The following is a 25483-nucleotide window of genomic DNA, read 5'->3' as shown; positions in this document are numbered from 1 at the left end:
TCACGGTCGACCAAGGTGCGATCCCGCGTCCCCGAGCGCCGCGCACAAAGGTATTAGCGCAGGCCACAAGCGCTCTGGCTATCGAAGCGCCGTCGCTTCCCAAGCCGAGAGCGCGAGTTCGATTCTCGTCAGCCGCTCTTCTTGAAGCCCCAGGTCGACAGCCACCAGCTGTCGAAATCTTTTACAGAGGCGGGCACTTGACCGCGAAGGAGCCTGCATCAGAGCGGAAGGTCGCCAGGGAGTACCCGAGCGGCCTCCTGCCTGCCGCGGAATCGGCCTCATGGCGCCTGCATCTACGCCGCTGACGTCCCCACGCGGTGTGCGCAGCCGTGACCGAGCTTGCCGACGTCACCTGCGATGCCGTACGTGCGGACGACGACCACGTCGGACGCGGGCGGCCACGTCACGGACGGCGGGGCGGAGCACATTCTGGGCAGAGCAGGGCTCAGCAATGTGCAAGGGCCTGGCCACCTCCCCTGGGCCAGGCCGGTCCGTTGAAGCCTCAGCACAGGAGGTGATGGTCAGGTCCGTCCCTGCCGTAGACGGCGGGAAGCGGCGAGGCAGGAGGACAGCCATGTCGCCTCCTCGCGGTTGATGATCAGGTTGGCAACGGTGATCATCCCGTCCAGCGGGCCGTCGAGCCGGATGGAGTGGTCACCGACGTGGTGCATCTCCCAGTCCGCGTCGCTGTGCCAGAGCCGGGCGGTCTTCTCGCCCCGACGCTGGGCAAACACGAGTTCCTCTCCACACTCGTTCATGAAGTATCCGACGTAGTCCTTGTCGGTGATCTCACCGCCGCACAAGCGTGCCAGGAACGGTTCGATCGCGTGCGGTGTGTCAGTCATGCGACGGGCTCCTCGTCCGGGGCCGGGTCCGCATCCTGCCGTGCCGATGACAGGGCCAGCATGCGGGAGGCGGAATCCAGCAGGGTCTCGTAGGTGATCACTTCTATGCGCGCCTGATGCGCGTTGTAGGTGCGCAGCGTCTCCGTGACCTCCTGGGAGGTGACGTCCCCGGTCACGTACCGCGGGTGTCCGATCACGACCGTCGCCGACGCCCGGCGGGTGTCGACTCCGTGCTCGGCCAGGATGCTCGGGCGGTTCTCGTCCATGGCACGGAGGTAGTTCTGCGCCTGGGAGACCGCTCGGTGCGCCGGGGCACCCAGCATGAGGTGGCCGGAGCGTCGTATGACCAGCAGTTCGAGCAACTGGGCCAGCATGCCGACATCGACATCGGCCAGGACGTCGCTCATCATCCGGGCGGCCTCGGGGGAAGCGGGCCGGGGCAGGTTGCGGAGGACCATCTCCATGTGCCCGTATTCCTGGAGTCGCCTCGCTTCCTTGGCGGAGAGCCTGATCCCGCCCTCGCCGTCCCCGAGGCCCGAGTAGTCGACGGACCGGGCTATGCCGCGAAAGAGGTCGCGGGCGTCGGCGGCGCTTGCGCCGGGCTTGTCGCGGCACAGGACGTCCAGGGCGGCGACCGCTCTGTCCGCACCCAGGGCGGCCATCCTGCGCATATATTCCTCGCTGCGCTGTCGGGCTTCGTCGTCGTAATAGTTCTCGAGAATGTCGAGGAACAGTTCGCCTCCGGCATAGGCGGCAAAGCGCTGAAAGCGCTGGGCAAGTGCGAGGTCGCCCCGGAGAATGGCCTCTTGGGCCACGTCCTCCAAGGCGCGCACAAGGCGCTTGCCCTTGCCATACCTGCCGCCGAGGCCGCCCATGATGTACAGCACCGCGTCGACGCGCTCTCGGATGCGCGCATCCTGCGTCAGTTCCCGTGCCGTCTGCACCAGTCGCCAGAGCGTGAAGCCGGATCGAAAGGTCGTCACGTGGGCACACTAGGGCCGGGCACTGACAACCACGCTGGTTCCGCTGATCACTCCGCTTCACTCGGGCTCGCGGAGCCGACGGTGAAGCGGCATCTGCGGAACATCTTCGGCAAGCTCGGCGCCGTGTCACGGATCGACGCGGTGAACAAGGTTCGGGCGGCTTACCTGATCACCCGGCGGAGCCCCACCGAGTTCTTCTGACCGGCTCAGGCGCTCCGCCGTGCCGAGCGGCCGATGTACGCGGTCACCACACCCGCTCCGGCGAGGAGCACCACACCCGCGACCACGAGCGCGATCCGGGTGCCGGAACCGACCGACGACCCACTGCCGATCACCGCGCCCAGAACGGCGACACCGAGCACGGCCCCGGTCTGACGGGCGGAGTTGAGGGCTCCCGAGGCGATACCGGACTGTTCCTTCGGCACCGACCCGACGATGGCGGTCATCAGCGGGGGAAGGGCGAAGGAGACCCCGAAGCCGAGGACGAGCAGGCCGACGCACATCACGACGAGACCGAGGGTGGTGTCCGAGGTCGACGCGGACTGGATCAGAACCCCGATGCCCATCATCAGGAAACCGGCTATGGCCGGCTTGCGGGCGCCGATCCTGCCCACGAGCCGTCCGGTGAAGATCGGGTTGAAGGCGGTGGGCAGGGTGAGCGGCAAGAAGACGAGGCCCGTGGTGAACGCCGAGTAGCCGTGGGCCTCCTGGAAGAACAGGGAGAGGACGAAGAGGACCCCGGACAGGCCGAAGTTGACCAGGAGGCCGGCGAACAGCCCTGCCGACAACGTCCGGTTGCGGAACACGGCCAGCGGCAGCATCGGGGCGTGGGTCGCCGTCTCCGGGCGGCGCTCGGCCAGCACGAACACGGCGCCCGCTGCGACGAACAGGGCGAGACCACCGAGCACCTGGAACGAACCCCAGCCCTCGGGCTCGCTCTCGATGAGCGCACAGGTCAGGCCGGCCAGTGCCAGGACGGCGGTGACCTGCCCCGGAAGGTCGACTCCCTGGGCGGGCTCGGGGGCACCGACCGGCGCGTGCTTCATCGTGATGGCGATGCTGATCAGGGCCACCGGCACGTTGATCAGGAAGATGGCCTGCCAGCCCAGCGTGTCGGTGAAGACACCACCGACCAGGGGCCCCGCGGCGAGCGCGGTACCGCTGATGGCGGCCCAGGCGCCCATCGCCCGGGCACGAGCGGCCGGCTCGGTGTACGCGTGCGCGATGATCGCCAGCGAGGTGGGCAGCAACAGGGCACCCGCCACGCCCAGCAGGGCACGAAGGGCGATCAGCGCCCCCATGGAGCCCGCCGCCGCGGAGGCGCCGGAGAAGAGGGCGAACAGCCACAGCCCGGTGAGGAAGACCTTGCGTCCGCCGTACCGGTCGGAGAGCGCGCCCGCGCTGAGGAGCAGGGCCGCGAAGGTGAGCGTGTAGCCGTTGGACACCCATTGCAGCCCGGTGAGCGAGCCGGACAGATCGTCACCGATGGCCGGAAGCGCGACCGTGACCACCGTGGTGTCCAGCATCACCATGAAGTAGCCCAGGGACAGCCCGAACAGCAGCAGCCCGTTCGGCCGACGGGCAGCCGTGCCGGCTCCGCCCGGCGGAGCTTCGGGGGACGGGCGGGGGGCGTTCGTCGGGCCGGCTGACTGGCTGGACATGGCTGTCCTCCCAAGGAGGTACGGGGATGTTCCTGAGCAAAGGCCGCGTTACGGCAGCGCGAGATATCGCCGGGACCGGTTGTGGGCAGGGGGCGATGCCTGAAACCCTGTCAGCGCGGGGCTGGTTGGAGAAGCGGGCTCTTCCGATGACGGCAATCGGCGGAACCGATGAGAAGAGCGGAGTAGCCGTGGAGCTGCGTCACCTGCGGACGTTCAGGACTGTCGCGCGCACGCTGAACTTCACTCGCGCCGCCGCCGAACTCAGCTACTCCCAGTCCAGTGTCACGGAGCACATCCAGGCTCTGGAGACGGAACTCGGCGCCAAGCTGTTCGACCGGACGAACCGCAAGCTGTCGCTCACGCCGGCCGGCGAGCGCCTGGTCGACTACGCCGACCAGATGCTGCTGCTCGCCCAGGAGGCGCGGACCGCCGTCGAGGACGACGCGCAGGAGCCGGGGGGCCGGCTGACCGTCGGTGGCCTGGAGACCCTGTGCGCCCACCGGCTCCCCGCCGTTCTGGCGCTGTACCGCCGGCGCTGTCCCCGCGTCCAGGTCACCCTGCGCGAAGGCGGTCGGGGCGAGCTCTACGACGGGGTCCGCCGTGGCGAGATCGATGTCGCGCTCACCTTCGGCCAGGCCCCCGGTGACCGGCAGATGATCAGCGAGAGCCTCGCCACCGACCGGCTCATGGTCGTCACGCCCCCGGGGCACCGGTTGTCCGGCTACAGCCAGGTCAGGGGGGCCGATCTGCGGGGAGAGTCGTTCCTCGCCACACCGCAGGGCTGCGGTTTCCGGGAGATGCTCGATCACCTCATCGACACCCTTGGCCCCGATGCGCCGGTCATCGACGCGCAGGTCGGGAGCATGGCGGCCCTCTGCCAGTGCGCCGCGGCGGGGATGGGCTGCGCTCTGCTGCCCGAGATCGCCGCGGCGGGACCCGCGGCCCGGGGGGAGGTGGCCGCCGTGCCGGTCACCGGCAGCGCGTCACGGACGGAGGTCACGATGACCTGGCTGCGCCGGGCCGAGCTGCGGCCGAGTGTGCCGGCGTTCCTGGACACCGCGCGTGCCGTCTTCGGATCCCTCGCCCCGGGACGCGCCGCCTGATTCCATGACGTCCCCTGATCGGCACGGCGCCGTGGACGGGTCGGGGCGACGACGCGATCCTGCCCCCCGGCCCCGCACCAGTGAGCAGGCCGTCGGCCGGAGTCGGCGTCCTTAAGCCGAGGGCCCCCGTCCGCTCTCGACCAGGCTCCACGCGTGGGCGAACAGTTCGGGCAGGGTGCGGGTGGGGAGGGGAAGGGGGGTCTCCAGTCGGCCGTTGTACGAGCGTTCCACCCCGAGCAGGTCCGCCTTCCACGCCTCCATGGGCTGGTGGGGCGTCCCGGCCGGAATCCATTCGCCCGGCAGGAAGAGCTGACGGCCCGCGCGGGCGCGCTTGTCCTGGACGGCCAGGCCGCGCTCGACCAGCACGGCGGCGGCCTTCTGGTGCCGGGCGGCCTTCCAGCCGTTCCAGAGACGGACGTTGCGGTCGCTCGGCGCGCGCAGGGTCAGCAGTTGCAGGTAGAGCGCTGCCGCGTCCTCGTCGACGCCGAGCTTGCCGACGGCCTGTCCCAGCAGGTCGGGCGCGGAGTGCACCGGATTCGTCTCGTACGCCCCCGAGGGCGGCGAAGCGGCCTCGATCCGCTCGACGATGCGCGCGCAGGCCGGGCCGCGCAGCCACTCGACCAGTTCGATCTCCGGGGCGTAGCGGGAGTCCGCCCGGGCCGCCAGCAGCGTCCGGGAGCGCTCGTCGTCGCCGTAGAACGCCGGGCGGAAGTACAGCGCGGGCTGGAACCGCTCGCCCCTGCGGTCGACGGCGCCCTCCACGACCACGGTCAGCCCGTCGTCGACGCTCGCGACGTCCAGCGGCTCCGGGCCGGCGTAGGGGCGCGAGCCGAACCGGTCGTGCACATCGGCGACCACGCGCCCCACCGCGCGGCTGAGACCACCGGCGTCCAGCAGCAGGCCAGGGTGGTTCAACCGCTCCCGCAGCGCCCGTACGAGGCCGGGCGCGCCGGCGCGGACCGGGTCGCCGGCGGGAAGCTCCGCGTAGACCCAGAAGAGGTGCGGGACGACGGTACGCAGGGTGTCCTCGAAGTCCTGGAGGTCCCAGCCCCCGGCGGTCGGGAAGGGGTGGAAGTCGCTGTCGCGGATCCAGGTGTCGAGGTTCGAGCGGAGACCGCGTATCGACGTGGGGTCGGTGAACGCCGCGCAGAAGCGGCCCGCCGAGAGCAGGAACGGACGCAGTTCGACGACCGCGCCGAAGGTGCGCTCCGGGACCACGGTCCGCCGGCCGTGCCGCTCCCGCCACGCCCGCGCGATCCGCTCCGCCACCGTGCGCATGCCCTGCGGCTCCCACAGGTCGGCGGGATCCTCGGGCAGCACGTCCGCGACCAGCGCGAGGCGGTCCAGCGAGCTCGTCCGGCCGGGCTCGCGGACGCCGTCCTCGATCTCGGCCACCTTGAGCCGGTGGATCTCCCGCTCCCTGGTGTCGAGGTGCGGGACACGGCCCCCGGCGAGCACCCCCGCCAGCGCGAAGGACGCCGCCGCCCGGCCCATCCCGGTGCCGTCCCTCAGCACGCCCACCGCGTCGAGGTCCCACGGCACCGGTCCGCGCTCCCGGACGAGGTCCACCAGCCGGCGCACCTGGTCGGCACTGCCCCAGCCCCGCGGGACGTCGGTCACCTCCTCGATCGCCCCGAGGCTCGGCGGATCCGCCTCCCCCGTCCGCACGTCGACGAACCTCCGCAGCCCGCCGGCGGCCCAGCCGACCGCGACGGCCGCCCCTCGCTCGTCCCGGACGGCCGCGGGGCCGCCCTCGGCCACCCGCACCAGACCGGTGCGTATCCGGGCCCGCGGATCGGCGAAGGGGCTGTCCGCCCAGATCTCCAGCAGCGCGAGCAGACGCCGGCGCCGCTCGTCGCGGGTGGGCTCCACGACGGCACGCAGCGCCACGGCACCGATACGTCCGATGAACCGCGTCCAGGACCCTTCCCCGGCCCGTCCCGGACCCTCGTCCGGCGCGGTCGGCGTCCACGTCCCGGCCAGATAGCGCCCCGTCCGCTCGATACCGGCCAGCGCCCCCTTGCCGCTCCAGTACCCCGAGCCGTCCACGAGCCCGTCCAGCGCGGCCCCCACCTGGTGATCGTCCAGCGCCACCGTCCCGGCCCGCGCCGTCAGCAGCCCACCCGACGTCATCCCGTCCCCCCGTACCGCGCTCGACCGCTCCATGGGCAGATCATGGCGTACGGGTCTGACAACGGATTCCGGACAACCGGCCCGCCCCGCCCTACCCCGCGGGCTCCCACATCGTGACGGCGAGCTTGATCTGCTCGGGGGCGTCGTTGACCTCCTTGTCGGCGTGGTCGGTTCCGACGAAGCCGGTGATCTCGGCGCGGACGATGCCGCCCTTGTCGGTCACGACGCAGAACACGGTCTTCGCCGGGACCTTCCACTCGGTCATGTGCGTCTCGGTGAAGCCGCCGGTTCGGGCCGCGCGGGCGCATTCCTCGGCGGTGGCCGGTGCCTCCGTGGCACTCAGCCGGGCGGCGCTACGGCCGTCGCCGAGCTGGAGGTAGCCGTAGTAGAAGTCGTGGTACCTGAGGTCCGGTGCCAGGGTGGCGCCGGTCTCCTGGGCGTTCGCCGTCAGCTCGTCCCACTCGTCGTAGCTGTAGCTCCGGGCCTCGGGGGCGTCGAAGTCGATCGTGGAGAGATGCCCGTCCGAGATGCCCAGGCTCATGGGCTGGTTCTCGTAGACGAGCTGGTACGAGGCCGGCGCCGGCGACGCGGTTACGGTGGGCGTGTCCTCGGTCGGGGAAGTCGGGGGCGTGGGAGTCGGAGTCGCCGGTGCCTCGCTCGACGACGTCGTGCCGGAGGGCAGGACCGATGGCGTGGGTTCCGGCTCGCCGCCCGTTCCACCGGCCAGTACGGGGATGAGGGCGATGATCACTCCGAAGAGGCCGCCTCCGACGGTGGTGATGACCGCACCGATGAGTCCTATCTTCCCGGCTTCGCTCAGACCGTTGAACCAGGCCTGGGCCCTGCGCACACGGGACGGTCGCGGAGGGTCCGGCACGGGGCCGGTTCCCGGGTCTGGGCCTGTTCCTGGGACGGGACCTGTTCCCGGGTCGGGGCCTGTTCCCGGGACGGGACCTCTTCCCGGGTCGGGCGTCGGGTTCGGGGTGTTGGGCTGGGGCGGGGGTGCCGAGGACAACTGAACTCCTGGACCGGGACGACTGGTTGGAGCCAGCAGCGTAAGTGCTGCGCGCCTCGTCGGGCGCGTGTGCCGGACGGCTTTCGGTGCCGGACGGCTTTCGGTGCCCGTCGCCCGTTCCGCGCCCAGGGCACGGGGCACGGGCCCCGGGGCCCGGGTCGGGGACATAGGCCGCTCGGCTTGTCGTCCGGTCCGGTCCGGTCCGGTGCGGTGCGGTGCGGTGCGAGGGCGTGCGCTGCGCGGCGATGACGGCGACGCCCGTCCTGCCGCCGTCGAGGTCCACGACGGTTCCGTGCACGAAGGCCGCTTCGGCGCCGGCCAGCCGGACCACGGCCTGCGCGACGGCCGGTGTTCGGCCGGGTCAGCGGGCCGGTGTCGGCCGGGCCGGCGCGGGCGTGGTCTTCCTGCGGGCGCGGTACGCGGCCGCCTTGATCTTGTTGCCGCAGGACTCCATGCCGCACCACTGCCGGCGCATGCCGCGCGAACGGTCGATGTAGGTGCGGGTGCACTCGGGGTTGCCGCACTCCTTGAGCAGGGGCACGTCCGGTCCGCTCAGCAGCTCGACGGCGTGGCGCGCCACCAGGGAGAGGGCTTCCTGCGGTGTCGCCTGCGTCCATCGCCCCGACGGGGTGAGCTGCGGCACCGCGGGCGTCCGGCGTGCCGCGTTGTTGACCACGGTCAGCGCCGCCCCGTCGTACTCCTCCCCGAGCCGACGGGCGGTGACCAGCCGGTAGATGGCTTCCCGTACCGTCTTCGCCTGCTCGACGTCGGTCTCCCCGCCGGGGGAGACCGCGTCGACGATGCCGGACTCCACGTACCAGGCGTTCAGCCTGTCCGGCGTCGCGAACATCTCGAAGCGCACCGTACGACGGGCCCGGAGCGTGGCGGCGAAATCGAGCGCCGGGTTGCCGCAGACGAAGACGTGGTCGAGGTTCATGTCACCATTCTGACAGGTGACGGGTGCGCCGGGCAATGGCGGGCAACGCCGGGCAACCGTCGCCTTCCCGGTCAGAGACCCAGGTCGGCGGCGAGGCAGGAGAAGGACGTCCACGACCTCTCGGGGTCGTAGGCGTACCGCGCCGGATCGTTCGGCGTAGCCGCCCTCTCCTCGACCATCTCGTCGTAGCGGATGCGCTCGGGCAGCTTGCCGAACCGCGCTCGGCGCGCGGCCTCGGCACCGTCCATGGCCTTCTTGCTCTCCATGATCCCACTCCGTTCGGTCTCCGGCGGCGGAACAGATGGTCACCTGTCGAAGCGGTGACCGTGCGCGTCAGAGACGGTCCACGTCGATCACGGCCCGGGCGAAGGCCGCGGGTGCCTCCTGGGGCACGTTGTGGCCGACGCCCGCCAGGGTGCGGTGCTCGTAGTCGCCCGTGAACCTGTCCCGGTACGAGGCGCCGTCGCCCGGGGCGGTGAAGGGGTCCCGCTCGGCGTCGAGGGTGATGGCGGGCACCGCGACGACCGGCCGCGTGGCGAGCCGCTTCTCCAGTGCGTCGTAGCGGCGCTCCCCGTCGGCCAGGCCGAGCCGCCAGCGGTAGTTGTGGAGGACGATCGCCGCATAGTCGGGGTTGTCGAAGGCCGCCGCCGTGCGCTCGAACGTGGCGTCGTCGAAGTCCCACGTCGGCGAGACGGTGTCCCAGACGAACCTGGTCAGGTCGTGCCGCAGGCCCTTGTCCTCCAGGGCGCGCCGCCCCCGCTCGGTGGCGAAGTAGTACTGGTACCACCAGGTGTGCTCGGCCTGCGGCGCGATCGGCTCCAGGTTGGCCTCGCGGTCGGTGACGAGGTACCCGCTCACGGACACCAGGGCCTTGCAGCGTTCGGGCCACAGCGCGGCAACGATGTCGGCCGTGCGCGATCCCCAGTCGAAGCCGGCCAGCACGGCCCTCTCGATCTCCAGGGCGTCCATCAGGGCGATGACGTCCAGGGCGACGGCCGACTGCTGGGCGTTGCGGAACGTCCGGCCGGAGAGGAAGCGCGTGGTGCCGTGGCCGCGCAGGTACGGGACGATCACCCGGTAACCCTCCTGGGCCAGCAGCGGGGCGACGTCGACGTAGCTGTGGATGTCGTACGGCCAGCCGTGCAGGCAGATGACCGCGGGACCGTGGGCGGGGCCCAGCTCGGCGTAGCCGACGTCCAGCAGGCCGGCCCTGATCTGCCGCAGCCGCGGGAAGCCGGCGTGCGCGCCGGGGGTGACCGTGGGGACGGCCGCGGGGACCGCCGTGGCGGCGGCCTTGGGGGCGGCCTTGGGGGCGGCCTTGGGGGCGGCCGACGCGGCGGACGCGCTCCCGGGGGCGGTCAGCGACAGGGCCGCCGTTCCCGTTCCCAGCCCCAGTGCCTTGTTGAAGCCACGCCTGTCGATCATCGAATCCTCCGCGGGTCCCCGTGGACCGGCCCGTGGGCCGGCGTGACGTACCGGCGTGATGCACCGGCTTGTGCGATGACTGACCGTTGCACGCGCGCGCGTCACCGGTCAAGCAGGTGACGACAATTGCGCCACCATCACCCCTCCGCGGACTTCCCCTCCCACGCACCTGCGGCACTGTCGACCACGTCACCCCCTTGACCAGCGACCCGTAAGACTGCAACCACGCAGTCACCGCCTGGACAGGTGACGCAGCAAGCGGCACCGCCAGGAACATCCCGGTCACCGTCGACGCCGTAGCCGCCTAGGACGCCCTGCCCCACGCCCGGCCGACGCACAGCCCGCGCCCGGCCCGCACCCGGTCCACTCCCAGCCCACTCCCAGCCCGCGCCTTTCGGTCCCCACCCCGGGGCCGGAAAGGCGCGTGACGGCGGCGGCAATGTGACGTATACGTGCAGGACACACTCTTGCGGCGGAAGTTAGGTGAGGCTTACCGTCGACAATCGCACCACTCAGGGTCTGGGCCGTCACACCGGTCCGCCCGCGGCGAGCGCTCCACCGACGCAGCCTGGCCGTCCTCCCCCAGTGCCTCGAGGGCCTGGGAGGTACCCCCAGCCGGAACCCGCTCACAGGACCCGCACTTGAATCTTGCACCCTCCTCGGCCTCGGCCCTCGGTCTGTACGACCCCGCCGTCGACCACAGCGACTGCGGCGTCGGCTTCATCACCCGCCTCGACGGGACGCCGAGCCATGACGTCATCCGCAAGGGCGACGAAGCGCTCCGCGCCATCCCGCACCGGGGCGGCAAGTCCTCCGAGGGCGTCGGCGACGGCGCGGGCGTGAGCGTCGACCTGTCGGTGGAGTTCTTCGGCGCGCTCACCGGCGAGGACCTGCGCGCCGGGCACTTCGGCGTCGCGAACTGCTTCGTGCCGACCGACGCCGGCCGCCGCGACGGCGCGGTGGACCTCGTCGGGCGGAGCATCGCCGAGCAGGGCTTCGACGTGCTGCTGGTCCGCGACGTCCCCGTGGACCACACCGTCGCCCGGCCCGTCGCCGAGCAGTACCAGCTGCCCATCGTGCAGTGGGTGTTCCGGGCCCCGCAGGGGTGGGAGCGGCACGAGGTCGACGCGGCGGCCAACCGTGCCCTGCTCGCGGTCGAGGCCGTCGCCTATGCCGACGACGCGTACGCCGGGCTGTACCCGCTCTCGCTGAGCGCGCGCACGCAGGTGCTCAAGGGACGGCTCAACTCCGGCGAGGTCATCCCGTACTTCCGCGACCTCGGCGATCCGCGGCACTCCGTGCGGTCGCTGTACTTCCACACCCGGTTCTCCACGAACACCGAGCCGCACCCGACCATGGCGCAGCCCTTCCGCCTCATGGCGCACAACGGCGAGCTGAACACCGACCGCAAGAACCGGCTCTCCGACGAGGCCCTCGCCCGCGCCCGGACGCGCAGCATCGTGCGCCCGCCGGGGCAGTCCGACTCCTCCCGGCTCGACCAGACCCTCCAGAGCCGGGTGTTCGACGACGGCCTGGACATCGTCGAGGCGGTCGTGTCGCTCATGCCGCCCGCCTGGGAGAACGACCGCACCCTGCCCGCCGCCGTCCGGGACATGCTGGAGTACTTCTCGCTGTACGAGGAGAAGAACGACGGCCCGGCGGCCGTGATCTTCAGCGACGGGGACGTCGTCGGCGCCCGGCTCGACCGGCTCGGCCTGCGCCCGCTGCGCACCGTCGAGACCGCCGAGTACCTCATGGTGGCGTCGGAGGCCGGCCAGGTCGCGTTCCCCGACGACGAGGTCGTGCACCGGGGCCGGATCGAGGCCGGCGGCATGCTCGTCGTCGACCACCGCACCGGCCGCCGGATGCGCACCCGCGAGGTGCTCGACGCCCTCGCCGCGCGCCGGCCGTACAGCGAACTGCTCGACGCGGCCCGGGTGAACCTCGACGACCTGCCCGCCCCCGACTACTACCGCGGCACGACGACGCTCGGCTACGACGGCGACCTCACCCTCGCCGGCCGGTACGTGGCGTACTCGCTGAACCAGGAGAGCTTCCGGTTCATGCTCGACCCGATGCTCGCCGACGGGTCGGAGCGGATCTCGGCGATGGGCTACGGCAACGCCATCAACGCGCTCAGCGACACCGAGGGCGGCATGGCGAAGTACTTCTCGCAGCGCTTCGCCCAGGTGACCAACCCGCCGCTGGACAGCATCCGCGAGGCCGACGGCATGAGCATGCGGGTCGCGCTCGGCCCGAAGCCCGACGGCACCCACCACACCAGCGGCCGGCAGCTCGTCGTGTCGTCGCCCGTGCTCGGGCACCTCGACATGGTCCGGCTGCGCGACCAGCGGATCGTGCCGCTGGAGCGGTTCGCCATGCTCTACGAGCCGGTGCCGGGCGACGAGCGGGCCAACGCCGACGCGCTCCGGTCGGCCCTGCACGTGCTCTGCGACGACGTGGAGCGGTTCGCCGCCGAGCAGGGCGGCATCGCGCTCCTCACCGACCGGGCGATCTCGTCGACGCGCGCCCCGCTGCCGGTGATCCTCGCCGTCGCGGCGGTGAACCAGCGCCTCATCGAGACCGGGCTGCGGCTGCGCGTCTCGATCGTGGCGGAGAGCGGGCAGCTGTCCTCCTCGCACCACGTCGCGACCGCGCTCGGCTTCGGCGCCTCGGCGGTGTACAGCCTCAGCGCACGGCTGCGCGCCGAGGAGAAGCACCCGAGCGCGCCGGCACCCGCGGGCGAGATCACCGAGACCGACCGGGCGCTGGCCAGGTTCCGCAAGGCGGCCGAGAAGTCCCTCGCCAAGACCATGGGCCGCGTCGGGCTGTGCACCGCCGAGAGCTACATCGGCGGCGAGTTCTTCGAGCCGAACTACCTCGACACCCGCGACGACGTGTTCGCGCGGATCTTCCCGCACATGGAGGCCCCGGTCGGCGGTGTCGGGTTCGCCCGCATCGCGCAGGCCGCGACGGACTGGCACGAGCGGGCCCGGACCGTGGAGACCGAGCAGCAGATCCCGCTGCTCGGCCTGTTCAAGGAGCGGTCGGACGGCGCCGGGCACTCGTTCGGCGTCTCGGCCGTGCGCGGCTTCGGCGACATGGTCGAGGAGCGGCCGCAGTTCGAACGGCCCGGCGACCCGGACGCGCTCCGGCTGCTCACCCTCGGCCGGCTCGACGACGCGTTCGGCATCACCGACGCCGCGTACCGCAACACCGGGTACGACGCGCTCAGCGACGCCGAGATCGACGCGTTCCGGATCACGCCGGGGTACCGCGCCTTCCTGCGGACGACGCACGAGGAGCGGTCCCGCCGCCCGTCCGCGCTGCGGGACGTGCTCGCGCTGCCCGCGGACGTCACCGGGCTGCGCACGCCGGAGGACTTCGCCCGCGAGCTGGGCCGGTTCTCCACGACCGGCAACGCGAGCGTCACGGCCCGCGGCGTCGTCGCGACCGTCACGGACCGGGCCGGCGACGGTGCGGTGACGGTCCGGCTGCGCCTCACCCCCACCGGACCCACCGGATCCACCGAACCCGTCGGATCCGACGACGACGCCGGATCCACCGGACCCGCCGGATCCGACGACGACGCCCGGCGCCACGCCGCCCTCGCCGAAGGGCTCGCCCTCGCCCACCCCGGCGAGGTCGCCACGCTCGACGCGGCGGCCGACGGCGTCGTCGTCACCGCCACCGGTTCCGCCGCCCAGCTGCTCACCCTCCTCGACGGCGCGCCCGACAGCGTGCCGCTCGACGAGGTGCAGCCCGCGCACGAGATCACCCGCGCGCTCGCCTCCGGCGCGATGAGCCACGGCGCGCTCGTGGCGACCGCGCACGAGGCCGTCGCGCACGGCGCGAACATGGTCGGCGCGATGTCGAACAGCGGTGAGGGCGGCGAGCACCACTCCCGGTACGGCACCGTCCGCGGCTCCCGGATCAAGCAGTTCGCGTCCGGCCGGTTCGGCATCTGGGCGGGCTACCTCGCCGATCCGATGCTGGAGGAGCTGGAGATCAAGATCGGGCAGGGGGCGAAGCCGGGCGAGGGCGGTCAGCTGCCCGCGCCGAAGGTCACCGTCGACATCGCGGCCGCGCGCGGCGGCACCCCGGGCATCGAGCTGATCTCACCGCCGCCGCACCACGACACGTACTCGATCGAGGACCTCGCGCAGCTCATCCACGACTGCAAGGCCGCGCGGGTGCGGGTGGTCGTGAAGCTGGTGTCCTCGGAGGGCATCGGCACCATCGCGGTCGGCGTCGCCAAGGCCGGCGCGGACGTCATCAACGTCGCCGGGAACACCGGCGGCACGGGCGCCGCGGCCGTCACGAGCCTGAAGTACGCGGGGCGGTCGGCGGAGATCGGCATCGCCGAGGTGCACCAGGCGCTCGTCGCCAACGGGCTGCGGCAGAAGGTTGTCCTGCGCTGCTCCGGCGCGCACCAGACCGGCGGCGACGTCGTCACGTCGGCGCTGCTCGGCGGCGACAGCTTCGAGTTCGGCACGACCGCGCTGATGATGCTCGGCTGCGTCATGGCGAAGAACTGCAACGTGAAGTGCCCCGCCGGGCTCACCACCAACGCCGAGGCCTTCGAGGGCGACCCGCGCGCGCTGGCGCAGTACCTGCTCAACATCGCGCACGACGTCCGGCAGATCCTCGCCCGCCTCGGCCTGCGGTCGCTGCGCGAGGCCCGGGGCCGCACGGACCTGCTCCAGCTGCTCGACCACCCCGCGAGCGTCGGGCGGCTCGACGTGCGCCGGCTGCTCGCCCGCGTGCCCGAGAAGGTCGTGGCGGACCCGGAGTACCTGGAGAAGGACTTCACCACCGACGACGCCCTCATCGAGCGCGTCCGCGCCGCGCTCCTCGACCGGCGCGAGCCGTCCCTGCTCGTCGAGGGCATCCGCCTCGGCAACAGCGACAAGTCCGTCGGCGGACAGCTCGGCATCGACGTCGAGCGGCTCCTCAACCACGGGGACCACGCGTTCGACGGTGACGTCCCCGCCGTCACCACCGACGACCGCGGCCGGCGCCGCCTCGTCGACGGCGCCGTCCGGATCCGCACCACCGGGTCCGCCGGCCAGTCGTACGGCGTGTTCTGCAACGACGGCATCACCCTCGAGCACACCGGCACCGCCAACGACGGCGTCGGCAAGAGCCAGAGCGGCGGCCGGATCGTCGTGCGCGCCCCGGGCGGCGGCAGCGCGGAGCGCGGCGGCAACGTCCTCGTCGGGAACTTCGCGCTGTTCGGCGCGACCGGCGGCCGGACGTTCGTGCAGGGCGAGGCCGGCGACCGGTTCGCCGTGCGCAACTCCGGCGCGACCGCGGTCGTCGAGGGCGTCGGCGACTTCGGCTGCGAGTACATGACCGGCGGCACCGTGCTCAACCTCGGCGGCTTCGGCAAGGGCCTCGGCAACGGCATGAGCGGCGGGTTCCTCTACCAGTACGACCCGTCGGGCGAACTTCCCGGCCGGGTGAGCGCCGACTCGCTGCTGGTGTTCCCGGTGACCGACACCGGGCACGGCGCCTTCCACGAGGAGGCCGTACGGCTGCTCCTGACCTGGCACCTGGAGGCGACCGGTTCGCCGCTCGCGGCCCGGCTGCTGGAGGACTGGGCGAGCGAGCGGCAGCACGTGTACTGCGGGATGCCCCGGGCGCTGCTGCTGTACCAGGACGCCGGGGAGATCCTCGCCGCCGCGACCCGCGGCCAGCTCCTGGACGAGCTGGCGACGTCGATCGCGACGGACAAGCTCCGCGCGTTCAAGGTCGACTACCGCGACCGCCGCACCGTGCTCGGCGGCCGGGCCCCGGCCTTCGGCGACGAGGGCGGCGACGACATGTTCTCGCTGCTGTCGTCGTACACGGTGCTCGGCGTCGCGCAGGACGTCGCGCTCCAGCGGGTGCCCGGGGCGAGCGGTCCGGGCGACCCGCGGGTCGCCGAGGCCGTCCGCAACCTCGTCCTCACCGAGGACTTCTTCGTCAAGCAGCGCGTCGTGAAGTACCTGCGCGGCACGCTGGAGCGGTTCGACGACGACGAGCTCGCCACGCTCATCGCGGTCAAGCGCCTCGACGACTACAAGCAGGCGCTCCGGCAGCGCAACAACCTCAGCGTGGACGCCCCCGGCACCTACGGGTGGATCGTCCACCAGAACACGAAGAACGCCGGCCGCGTGCGGGCCGCCCGGTTCGACGAGCTGCTCGCGACCGCGGCCCTCGCCGACATCGCCGGACGCCGTGCCCCGCAGGCCCCGACCGAGACGGTGACCGCGTGACCCTCATGCCCCCGACCGGGTCCCTCATCCCGGCCGACGCGCCCTTCTCCGCCGAGCAGGAGGCCTGGCTCGCCGGGTTCATCGCCGGCATCGCGGCCGCCGGACGCCAGGACGGCGCGGCGGGCGCCGCGCCCGCCGCGACGATCGACGTGCTGTTCGGCACGCAGACCGGCAACGCCGAGTTCCTCGCCGACGAGCTCGTCGCCGGGGCCCGCGCCCGCGGCCTCGGCGCGACCGCCACCGCGCTCGACGCCGTCACGCCGGAGCGGCTCGCCGCGATGTCCCACGTGCTCGTCGTCACCTCGACGTACGGCGAGGGCGAGATGCCCGACAACGCCGGGCTGTTCTGGGAGGCGCTCCAGGCCGGCACGGCACCGCGGCTGGAGGGCCTGCGCTACGCGGTCCTCGGGCTCGGCGACCGCGGCTACGACGACTTCTGCCAGGCCGCGAAGCTCATCGACACCCGCCTGGAGCAGCTCGGCGCCACCCGGGTGCACGACCGCGTCGACTGCGACGTGGACTTCGAGGAGCCCGCGGCGGTGTGGACGGCGGCGGTGCTGGACCGGGTCGCCGCGGAGACCGGCGCGACGGGCGCGGGTACGGGGGCGGGCGCGGGCTCGGGCTCGACGGCGAAGGCGTCCCGGCCCCGCTCCACCTGGAACCGGCGCAACCCGTACCGGTCCCGGCTCGCGGTGAACCGGCTGCTGTCCGCGCCGGGCAGCGCCAAGGAGATCCGCCACTACGAGTTCGACCTCGGCGACAGCGGCATCACCTACGAGGCCGGCGACGCGCTCGCCGTCGTACCGGTGAACGACGACACGCTCGTCGGCGCGCTCCTGGAACAGCTCGGCGCGAGCGGTGAGGAGGAGGTCGACGGGCGGCCGCTCGCCGAGGTGCTGCGCACCGAACGCGAGATCCGCACCCCGTCGAAGGAACTGGTCGCCGACCTCGTCGAGCGGGCGCCGTCGAGCGACCTCGCCTCGGTCGTCGCGCACGGCGACCGGTCCGACCTGGACTCCTGGCTCTGGGGCCGGGACGTGTTCGACCTGCTCCGTGACGCCGGGGCCGCCGCGCCCGGCCTCGACGAGCTGCTGCCGTTCCTGCGGCCGCTCCAGGCGCGGCAGTACTCGATCTCGTCGAGTCCGCTCGCCCACCCGGACCGCATCCACCTCACCGTCGCGTCCGTCCGGTACGGCACCCCGCACCGCCGGTACGAGGGCGTCGCGTCGACCTACCTCGCGGACCGCGTCGGCGAGGACGCGACCGTGGGCGTCCACCTCCAGCCGAACGCCTCCTTCGGCGTCCCGGCGGACGACGACGCCCCGATGGTCATGATCGGCCCCGGCACCGGCATCGCGCCGTTCCGCGGCTTCCTGCACGAGCGGGCCGCGCGGGGCGCCTCCGGGCGCAACTGGCTGTTCTTCGGCGACCAGCACCGCGCCACCGACTTCGTGTACGAGGACGAGCTGACCGAGCTGCGCGAGCGCGGTGTGCTCACCGAACTCGACCTGGCGTTCTCGCGCGACCAGGCCGAGAAGGTCTACGTGCAGACCCGGATGCGGGAGCGGTCGCGCGAGCTGTACGCGTGGCTGGAGGAGGGCGCGCACCTCTACGTCTGCGGCGACGCCTCCCGCATGGCGAAGGACGTCGAGGCGGCCCTGCTGGGCGTCATCGCCGAGCAGCGCGGACGCGGGGACGACGACGCCGCCGAGTACCTCGCCGACCTGCGCCGGGCGAAGCGCTACGTGCGGGACGTGTACTGAGCATGACGGACCACGATCCCGGGCCGCGGGGTGCCGACGGCCGGTGCGCGTTCGAGGGGTGCTGCGGCCGGCGCGACAGCAGCGTGCGGCTGATCGACGCGCGGATGCCGGAGCTGGCGCGCTGCCTGACGCTCTTCCAGCACGTCCAGGCGGTCACCGGAGGGCCGGTCGCGCGGATCGACCAGGCCGGCAGTTACGCCGTCCCGAGCCTGCGCGGCGACGCGTTCGCCGTCACCCCGGGCTCGATCGCGCTGCGCGTCGACGGCGACGCGATCGCCTCGGCCGTGGTCGCGCGGGACGCGGGCACCGGCTCGGTCGCCCTGCACCTGCTCGACGCGGCCGGCCGGACCGCGCACCAGGGGCGGCTGCTGTCCGAGGGGGACCGGCTGCTGGCCGGACTCGCCCGCACGGTCGACGCCGGGGCGTCGGCCCCCGGACCGTCCGCGGCGCCCGAGGTGCCGGCCTGGGAGTACGGCGACCAGCTCGCCCAGCTCGACGCGGTCCTCGCGGACGGCGGCACCGCCCGGCGCGGGGCGTTCCACCGGTACCGCGGCGAGCACCGGACCATCGCGCCCGGCGTCGTGCCCGCGGTGCTCGACCACGTCTGCTCCGTCGGGCTGCCGATCGGCGTCGCGGTGTTCGCCCCGGCGGCCCTCCAGGCGTGCGGCGGCCGGGTGCACGTCACCGACCGGACCGTCGGCGGGCGGGTGTTCGCGGCGGTCGCGGAGAGCTCGGTGGAGATCGACCTCGCGGGCGTCCGGGCGTGCCACCTCGTCCGCTCCACGGCGGCGCACGGCCCGACGTCGGCGATCGAACTCGACGACGAGGACGGCCGCTGCGTCGCGGTCATCACGCAGTTCGGGATCGTCGGGGCGGACGTGCACGCGGCGTGGGAGCACCTGACGGCGTCACTGCCGGACGCCTAGGGCCTGCCGGGCGCTGTCGGGGTCTCTGCGACCTGATCCAACGACAGGCCCTAGCCGGCCGTGTCCGACGTGCGCCGCTCCGCAGGCATGCGGAGGGTCTCGGCCCGGCACGCGGGGAACGGGTGCCGGGCCGGGGTTCCGGGGGTTCGCGCGGGCGGGGGATCAGCGGGTCGTCACTTCCGTGCCCGGGCGTTCGGCGGGGAAGGCGTGGGTGCGGGCGCCGAGGACGACGAGCAGGACGGGCGTCATCAGGATCAGGACGCTCCAGGGGAAGGAGTCGGGGCCGAGGGCGTCGAGGAGGACGCCTCCGACGGCGCCGCCGCCGGCCATGGCGAAGTTCCAGGTGCTGACCAGCAGCGCCTGTCCGCGGTCGCCGCCCGCGTCGGTGACCGCGGTCTGGAGCAGGGTGGTCACGCCGCCCCAGCCGAGGCCCCAGAGCACCATCGCCAGGTAGACCGGGGCGGCGCTGTCGGCCAGCACCGTCAGCATGCCGGACGCCACCAGGAACAGGACGCTGCTGACGACGGTCAGCGTGCGCAGCCGGCGGTCGACCAGGGCTCCGGTGACGAGGATGCTCACCACGGAGGCGATGCCGAAGACCAGCAGCACGAGGTCGCGGGAGCCGCCCATGGCGTGCTCGTCGAGGAAGGTGGCGATGTAGGTGTAGAGGACGTTGTGCGCCAGGACGTAGGCGGCGACCACGAAGAGCACCGCCACCACGCCGGGCAGCCTCAGCGCCCCGAGGACGGGCTCGCGCTTGCCGGGCTGCCGCCCGGGGTGGTCCGGGACCGAGACCGAGATCCACCCGAGCAGGAGGACGGAGACCGAGGCCACCAGCCCGAAGGTCAGCCGCCAGCCGAACGCCTCGCCCAGGAAGGTGCCCACGGGAATGCCGAGGGAGAGCGCCAGCGGGACACCGGCCATGGTGACGGCGATCGCCCGGCCCTGGAGGTGCGGCGGGGCCAGACGGCGGGCGTAGCCGACGAGTTCGGCCCACACGGCGGCGGCGGCCACCCCGGCGGCGAGGCGGAAGACCATCGTCAGGGCGTAGCTGGAGGAGAGGGCCGTGACGAGGTTGGCGACGGCGAAGACCGTCACGGCGAGCAGCAGCAGCCTCTTGCGCCGCCATGTCGCCGTGGCCACCGAGACGGGGACGGCCGAGAGGCCCGTGGCGATCGCGTAGACCGTCAGCGTCTGTCCCGCCGCGGACTCGCCGACGGAGAGGCCGCGGGCCATCTCCGGCAGGACGCCGGCCGGTAAGGCCTCGGTCAGTATGCTCATGAACGCGGCGGTGGCCAGGGCGAGCAGCGGGGAGAGAGGCAGTCGCGGCGCCTCCGGTGCCGACGGTTCGCCGGCCGGGAGTTCTGTCTCGGGCGTTGTCATGCACGGTATCGTCCAACCCTCACATCTATGTGAAGGTCAAGTCGTCTCCGCGTGAGGTGGGCCACATGCGTATAGGGGAGCTGGCCGAGCGGACGGGAACCCCGCGCCGGATGCTGCGCTACTACGAGGAACAGGGCCTGCTGGTCCCGGACCGCTCGCCGAACGGATACCGGGACTACTGCGAGCGCAGCGTGGACCGGGTCCTCCAGATCAGGGGGCTGCTCGACGCCGGGCTGCCGACCCGCGTCATCCGGCAGGTGCTGCCGTGCCTGAAGCAGCCCCGGTCCATCCGCGTCGCCGACGCGACGCCGGAGACGATCGCGACGCTGGAGCGGGAGCTGGACCGTATGACGCGGCGGATCGAGTGCCTGGTCCGCAGCAGGGACGCCATCTCCGACTACGTCGACGCCGTACGCCGGGACCGGGACCCGGCCGCCCCACGGGAACCGGGGGAACCGGAGGAAGCGGGGGAACCGGTGCCGCCCGCCACCGCGGGCGAGGACCTGCCCGTGTCGGCCTGACCGTGACGGCCTGACAGTGACGACCTGACCGTGACGGGCAGACCGTGACGGCCCGACCGGACCGGACGCCACGTGGTGGCCGGATCCCCCGCGGACGGACATCGCTCGTGTTCACGCCGGTCTGTGCTTGACTTCGGGGAGACGCACACCGCCGGCGACCAACGATGTGGAGGGCCCGAAGACTCATGGCGAACGGCGAACTCGATCTCTCGTCCGGGGTCCCCCTGTACCGGCAGATAAAAGACATCCTGCGCGCCGAGATCGCCGGGGGGACCGCGGACCCCCAGAAGCCGATGACCGAGGAGCAGCTGCTCGGCCGCTTCGACGTGAGCCGCGCGCCCATCCGGCAGGCCCTGAAGGAGCTGGCGACCGAGGGATACGTCTACCGCCGCCAGGGCAAGGGCACCTTCCCGGTTCCCGGCACCCGGGTGCACCGGCCGGCCGATGTACGGCCGGGGGCCCTGTACCAGTACCTCTCCGACAGCGGACTGCACCCCGCGTCGAAGGTGACCGGCATCGAGCGGGTGGAGCCGCCCGCCCGGATCCGGGACCGCCTGGGGATCGCGGCGCACGAGCGGCTCCTGCACTTCAACCGCCTGATCCTGGTGGAGGACGAGCCGCTCGTCGAGGCGGGCGTCTACATCCGGGCGCCCGAGGAGTTCAAGCCCACGGCGGCGGAACTGGAGGACGAGGGATCGGCCTTCGAGCTGCTGAGGAAGGGTTTCGGCATCACCCTCGACCGGGCCGAGCACGAGGCCTGGGCGACGGCGGCGACCGCCGACCAGGCGGCGACCCTGGGGGTCGGCGTGGGGAGCCCGCTGCTCGTCATCGAGACGATCTTCTTCACGACGGGCGGGCTGCCCGCGGGCTGGCGTACCGCGGTGCACCAGGCCGAGGAGTTCAAGTACCGGTTCGTCACCAGCGGGTGATCCGCACGGAGCGGCCCGGGCGGGGCGACAGGCGCCCGGGCCTGCTCCTCGGGACCCCGCGCGGGGCCCCCTGACCCCCTGACGCGACCAGGTTCCCGCCACCCCGCCTCCGCGCCCACCCCCGCCGCGGGCTGCCCGCGGACGCCGGGCTGCATACCGTGGAGGCGCGCGTCCGCGCCGCGGCCGGCACCGCTTCCGTCACACCGCCCACCGCCGCCCGGACGGCCCGCACACCCCTCGGCGAAGAGCGGAGGGAGGCCCTCACACCCCTTGACTTTAGCATTACAATATATCAATATACGGCGATGGTTCCCTCCACAAGGCGGTGGGGTGCGACCTGCACGGCGGACGTCGGGCCGACGGACGTCGGGCTTCCCGGTGCACTGCCCTCGTTCGTCGACCACCGCCGGAACGACGCTGACGAAAGGAAGTGCCCATGACGGGCGCACAGACCGCCAAGGGCAAGACCGTCAACACGGTTCTGGGGCCCGTTCCGGCGGACGACCTGGGGGTCGTCGCGATCCACGAGGCGCTGCTCTCCGTGCTCCCGGGCGCCGAGCACGCGTACGACGTGACCATGGACCGCGCCGAGATCTTCGAGGTCCTGGCGGCGAAGCTGACCGACTTCCGCGACCACGGCGGGAAGACCGTCGTGGACAGCACGGGCATGTTCCACGGCCGCGACGTGAGGCTGTACGAGGCGCTCTCGCGCTCGACCGGCGTGCACATCGTCGCGTCCACGGGCATGGGCCCCGAGAAGCTGCTCGGCGGCTACTTCCTGACGCCGCAGACCAACCCGCCGACGCCCTGGCCGGCCGAGAAGTTCGCCGACCTGTTCACCAAGGAGATCACCGAGGGCATGGTCGTCCCGCGGGTGGAGCGGCGCGCCCCGGCCGGCCTGGTCGTCACCGCCGCCGCCGAGGACGGCATCACCGCCACCGAGGAGAGCCTGTTCCGGGGTGCGGCCCGGGCGGCGCTCGCCACCGGCGTACCGGTCTCCGTCCGGTACGGCGCCGACGCGCCGGGCGACCTCGACATCGTCCTGGACGAGAAGGTGCCCGCCGACCGCGTGGTCGTCGGCGGCCTGGACCGCAGGGACGCGGTGGCGGCAGGCGCCCCGCTCGAGGTCGCCCGCCGGGGTGCGTACGTCGCCCTGGACCACGTCGGCCTGGACGACGACGGCGCGTACGTCACCGACCGCGAGCGCGCCGCCCTGGTGCTGGAGCTGGTGGCGGCCGGTCACGGCGACCGGGTCCTGCTGTCGGCCAACGCGATCGGCGTGGCCAAGGGCCACCCCGCCCACGAGCTGCCGTACAGCCACGTCTCCACGGCGTTCGTCCCCCTGGCGAAGTCCCTGGGACTCGGCGACGAGGACGCCCGCCGCATCCTCGTGGACAACCCGCGCGACCTGCTGACCCAGCGCTGACCAGCCCACGCCGCACAGATTCTGAGTGAGACCATGTCAAAGGTAAACACCGTCCTCGGGACGATCCCCGCCGAAGAACTGGGCGTGGTGGCCATCCACGAGCACATCGGCTACGGCATGCCCGGCTCCGAGCTGGACACCAGGTGGTGGAAGACGCCCGAGGCGCGGTACGAGGAGACCGTCCCGAAGCTGCGGAAGTTCCACGCGTACGGCGGCGGCACCTTCGTCGACGCGACGGGCATCTGCAACGGCCGCGACGTCGACTACTACAAGTCGCTGTCCGCCAAGACCGGCGTGCACATCGTCGCCTGCACCGGCTTCGTCGGCGGCGACACCGCCCTGCCGTTCTTCGAGCGGGCGTCCGTCGACTACCTGACCCGGCAGTTCGTCCACGAGATCACCGTGGGCATCGGGAACACCGGCAGCAGGGCCGGCATCATCAAGGTCGGCGTGAGCCGCGGCGGCCGGATGACCGAGCTGGACAAACGCATCTACCGCGCGGCGGCCCGGGCCGCCGTGTCGACGGGCGTGCCCGTCCTCACGCACCTCGCCATCGACCCCGAGCCGGCGGTCGCCATCTTCCAGGAGGAGGGCCTCCCCCTGCACCGCGTGCTCTTCGGGCACGTGGACGACGGGGTGAACGCGTCGATCACCCCCTGGACCTGGCTCGCCGGACTCGGCGCCCGGATCGGCTTCGACACCTGGGGCTACGAGACGGAGCTGGAGGACCCGCCGTTCTGGGCCCGTCCCCGTCAGGAGCGCCTGGACCACTTCATCGAGTTCACCGAGCAGGGCTTCTTCGACCAGGCCCTGGTCTCGGCCGACGCCAATTGCAGCCCGCTGGGCTGGCCGGGCGTCAAGGGCCACACGGTGAACTACATCTTCGAGGACCTCATCCCCGACCTGCGCGGCGCGGGCATCGACGACGCGCGGATCAAGAGGCTGTTCGAGGACAATCCCGCCGATTTCCTGACCATCCGCGACTGATCCGGGACCGATCAGCACAGTTGGGCCGCGGGCGCGAGGACGCGCCGGACGTGAGAAAGCGATGTAGCAATGAAGTCTTCGGAACTGCACAACCTCAAAGTCGCCGTGATCGGTGCGGGATACGGCGGCGCGGCGACGGCCAAGGCCCTGAGCCTGCTCGGCGCCCGGGTCGACGTCTACGAGCAGGCCGGCCGGATCCGCGAGGTGGGCGCCGGCATCGGCCTGCGCCCCTCCACCGTCGCCCGGTTCCACGAGTGGGGCGTCTTCGAGGCGATCGCGAAGGTCAGCTCGCCCAGCGACCGCTTCGAAATCCTGTCGGGCACCTGCGAGCCCATCCTCCAGGAGCGGTGGCCCGCCCACGGCGAGCTCACCAAGACCCACCTGATCCACCGCGGGGACTTCATCGAGGCGCTGCTGGGCGTCCTGCCCGAGGGCATGGTCAAGCTCGGCCACAAGCTGGAGGGCGTCCAGGACCACGGCGACCGCGCCACCCTCACCTTCGCCAACGGCACGACGGTCGACGCCGACCTCGTCATCGGCGCCGACGGCATCCGGTCGGTGGTCCGCAAGGAGCTGTTCAGCGACAAGGAGCCGGTCTTCTCCGGCGAGCACGCCTACCGCGCCGTGATCTCCGTGGACGACGCCCGGGGCATGGTCACCGACGACAACCTGCGGATGTACATCGGCAAGGGGACGAAGGTCTACCTGCTGCCGCTGCGCCACCGCGGCCAGGTGTCCTTCGACATCACCGCGCTGTGCCCGGACGCCACCTGGGCGCCGGAGGTCACGAAGGAGGACATCGTGGCGACGGTCCGGGACTTCGACGAGCGCATCGTGGAGATCACCCGCGGCCTCGACATGGACGCCGTGAACATCCGCGCGGTCTACGACATCGACCCGCTCGACACCTGGCACACCGGCTCCGTCGTCCTCGTCGGCGACGCGGCCCACTCGATGCTGCACCACCAGGGCCAGGGCGCGAACTCCGCCATCCAGGACGCCGGCGCGCTCGCCGACGCGCTGCGCGAGGCGGACACCCTGCCCGAGGCCCTGGCCCTCTTCCAGTCCGTCCGCAAGCCGGTCACCGACGAGCTCCAGCGCATCTCGCGCCAGGGCTGGACCGAGGAAGAGATCAGCGACGTCTTCCCCGGCCAGAAGCCGGCCGCCGCGCCCCAGGAGCGGTGAC

At 72.4% G+C, this 25483-nt stretch carries 18 protein-coding genes and 1 pseudogene; 9 read left to right on the top strand and 10 right to left on the bottom strand.

The window, feature by feature from the left end:
• Nucleotides 1-521 precede the first annotated feature (521 nt).
• The 3 genes from ACZ3KJ_RS07630 to ACZ3KJ_RS07620 form a co-directional block, all read right to left on the bottom strand.
• Nucleotides 522-845 (bottom strand): hypothetical protein, encoded by a 324-nt coding sequence (locus ACZ3KJ_RS07630; protein ID WP_467525390.1) that lies wholly within the window; start codon nucleotides 843-845, stop codon nucleotides 522-524.
• On the bottom strand, nucleotides 842-1828 hold the full coding sequence (locus tag ACZ3KJ_RS07625) for a Shedu immune nuclease family protein (protein WP_467525388.1): 987 nt from the start codon (nucleotides 1826-1828) through the stop codon (nucleotides 842-844). Before ACZ3KJ_RS07625 ends, ACZ3KJ_RS07630 begins: the two co-directional genes overlap by 4 nt.
• Nucleotides 1829-2034: 206 nt before the next feature.
• Nucleotides 2035-3489, bottom strand: a complete 1455-nt coding sequence (locus ACZ3KJ_RS07620) for an MFS transporter (protein ID WP_467525386.1) — start codon at nucleotides 3487-3489, stop codon at nucleotides 2035-2037.
• Nucleotides 3490-3677: 188 nt separating this feature from the next.
• Between ACZ3KJ_RS07620 and ACZ3KJ_RS07615 the strand changes: the two genes are divergently transcribed.
• Nucleotides 3678-4592: a LysR family transcriptional regulator gene (locus tag ACZ3KJ_RS07615; RefSeq protein WP_467525384.1), complete on the top strand. Its 915-nt coding sequence runs from the start codon at nucleotides 3678-3680 to the stop codon at nucleotides 4590-4592.
• Between the two features lie 111 nt (nucleotides 4593-4703).
• Here the strand turns inward: ACZ3KJ_RS07615 and ACZ3KJ_RS07610 are convergent, their stop codons facing one another.
• The 6 genes and pseudogenes from ACZ3KJ_RS07610 to ACZ3KJ_RS07585 all read right to left on the bottom strand — a co-directional run bounded on the left by ACZ3KJ_RS07610 (nucleotide 4704) and on the right by ACZ3KJ_RS07585 (nucleotide 10102).
• Entirely contained in the window at nucleotides 4704-6758 is a 2055-nt protein-coding gene (locus ACZ3KJ_RS07610; protein WP_467525382.1) for a hypothetical protein, read from the bottom strand.
• A 58-nt stretch (nucleotides 6759-6816) separates the two neighbouring features.
• Nucleotides 6817-7575 (bottom strand): hypothetical protein, encoded by a 759-nt coding sequence (locus tag ACZ3KJ_RS07605; protein WP_467525380.1) that lies wholly within the window; start codon nucleotides 7573-7575, stop codon nucleotides 6817-6819.
• A 403-nt stretch (nucleotides 7576-7978) separates the two neighbouring features.
• A pseudogene (locus ACZ3KJ_RS07600) lies at nucleotides 7979-8098 on the bottom strand (short-chain dehydrogenase); the annotation flags it as partial.
• Nucleotides 8099-8101: 3 nt separating this feature from the next.
• Nucleotides 8102-8677 carry a CGNR zinc finger domain-containing protein gene (locus tag ACZ3KJ_RS07595; protein WP_467525379.1) on the bottom strand — a complete coding sequence of 192 codons (576 nt, stop codon included), beginning with the start codon at nucleotides 8675-8677 and terminating at the stop codon, nucleotides 8102-8104.
• A 71-nt stretch (nucleotides 8678-8748) separates the two neighbouring features.
• A complete protein-coding gene (locus ACZ3KJ_RS07590) occupies nucleotides 8749-8943 on the bottom strand; it encodes a hypothetical protein (RefSeq protein ID WP_467525377.1) in 195 nt (64 codons plus the stop codon).
• Between the two features lie 67 nt (nucleotides 8944-9010).
• On the bottom strand, nucleotides 9011-10102 hold the full coding sequence (locus ACZ3KJ_RS07585) for an alpha/beta fold hydrolase (RefSeq protein WP_467525375.1): 1092 nt from the start codon (nucleotides 10100-10102) through the stop codon (nucleotides 9011-9013).
• 641 nt (nucleotides 10103-10743) lie between these two features.
• Here ACZ3KJ_RS07585 and ACZ3KJ_RS07580 point away from each other — a divergent pair.
• From ACZ3KJ_RS07580 to ACZ3KJ_RS07570, 3 genes are read left to right on the top strand one after another with little or no spacing between them, the layout of a single operon-like run.
• Nucleotides 10744-16362, top strand: coding sequence for a glutamate synthase-related protein (locus ACZ3KJ_RS07580; protein WP_467525373.1), 5619 nt, complete (start codon nucleotides 10744-10746; stop codon nucleotides 16360-16362).
• Between the two features lie 5 nt (nucleotides 16363-16367).
• The gene (locus ACZ3KJ_RS07575) at nucleotides 16368-18125 is read left to right on the top strand and encodes a sulfite reductase subunit alpha (protein WP_467525771.1); all 1758 of its coding nucleotides are present in this window, start codon (nucleotides 16368-16370) and stop codon (nucleotides 18123-18125) included.
• 2 nt (nucleotides 18126-18127) lie between these two features.
• Complete coding sequence (locus ACZ3KJ_RS07570) at nucleotides 18128-19051, top strand: hypothetical protein (protein WP_467525371.1); 924 nt, start codon at nucleotides 18128-18130, stop codon at nucleotides 19049-19051.
• 162 nt (nucleotides 19052-19213) lie between these two features.
• Here ACZ3KJ_RS07570 and ACZ3KJ_RS07565 read toward each other — a convergent pair whose 3' ends face one another.
• On the bottom strand, nucleotides 19214-20434 hold the full coding sequence (locus ACZ3KJ_RS07565) for an MFS transporter (RefSeq protein WP_467525370.1): 1221 nt from the start codon (nucleotides 20432-20434) through the stop codon (nucleotides 19214-19216).
• Between the two features lie 65 nt (nucleotides 20435-20499).
• Between ACZ3KJ_RS07565 and ACZ3KJ_RS07560 the strand changes: the two genes are divergently transcribed.
• The 5 genes from ACZ3KJ_RS07560 (at nucleotide 20500) to ACZ3KJ_RS07540 (ending at nucleotide 25482) form a co-directional block, all read left to right on the top strand.
• Nucleotides 20500-20955 (top strand): MerR family transcriptional regulator, encoded by a 456-nt coding sequence (locus tag ACZ3KJ_RS07560; protein WP_467525369.1) that lies wholly within the window; start codon nucleotides 20500-20502, stop codon nucleotides 20953-20955.
• Between the two features lie 185 nt (nucleotides 20956-21140).
• Nucleotides 21141-21884, top strand: coding sequence for a GntR family transcriptional regulator (locus ACZ3KJ_RS07555; RefSeq protein ID WP_467525368.1), 744 nt, complete (start codon nucleotides 21141-21143; stop codon nucleotides 21882-21884).
• A gap of 436 nt (nucleotides 21885-22320) precedes the next feature.
• The gene (locus ACZ3KJ_RS07550; RefSeq protein WP_467525366.1) at nucleotides 22321-23310 is read left to right on the top strand and encodes a phosphotriesterase family protein; all 990 of its coding nucleotides are present in this window, start codon (nucleotides 22321-22323) and stop codon (nucleotides 23308-23310) included.
• A gap of 33 nt (nucleotides 23311-23343) precedes the next feature.
• Nucleotides 23344-24297, top strand: coding sequence for a phosphotriesterase family protein (locus ACZ3KJ_RS07545; RefSeq protein WP_467525365.1), 954 nt, complete (start codon nucleotides 23344-23346; stop codon nucleotides 24295-24297).
• Between the two features lie 69 nt (nucleotides 24298-24366).
• Nucleotides 24367-25482: an FAD-dependent oxidoreductase gene (locus tag ACZ3KJ_RS07540; RefSeq protein WP_467525363.1), complete on the top strand. Its 1116-nt coding sequence runs from the start codon at nucleotides 24367-24369 to the stop codon at nucleotides 25480-25482.
• Nucleotide 25483 lies beyond the last annotated feature (1 nt).

It is taken from the genome of Streptomyces sp. NPDC003248 (assembly GCF_055563235.1).
This window is presented reverse-complemented; position numbering and strand designations above follow the sequence as displayed.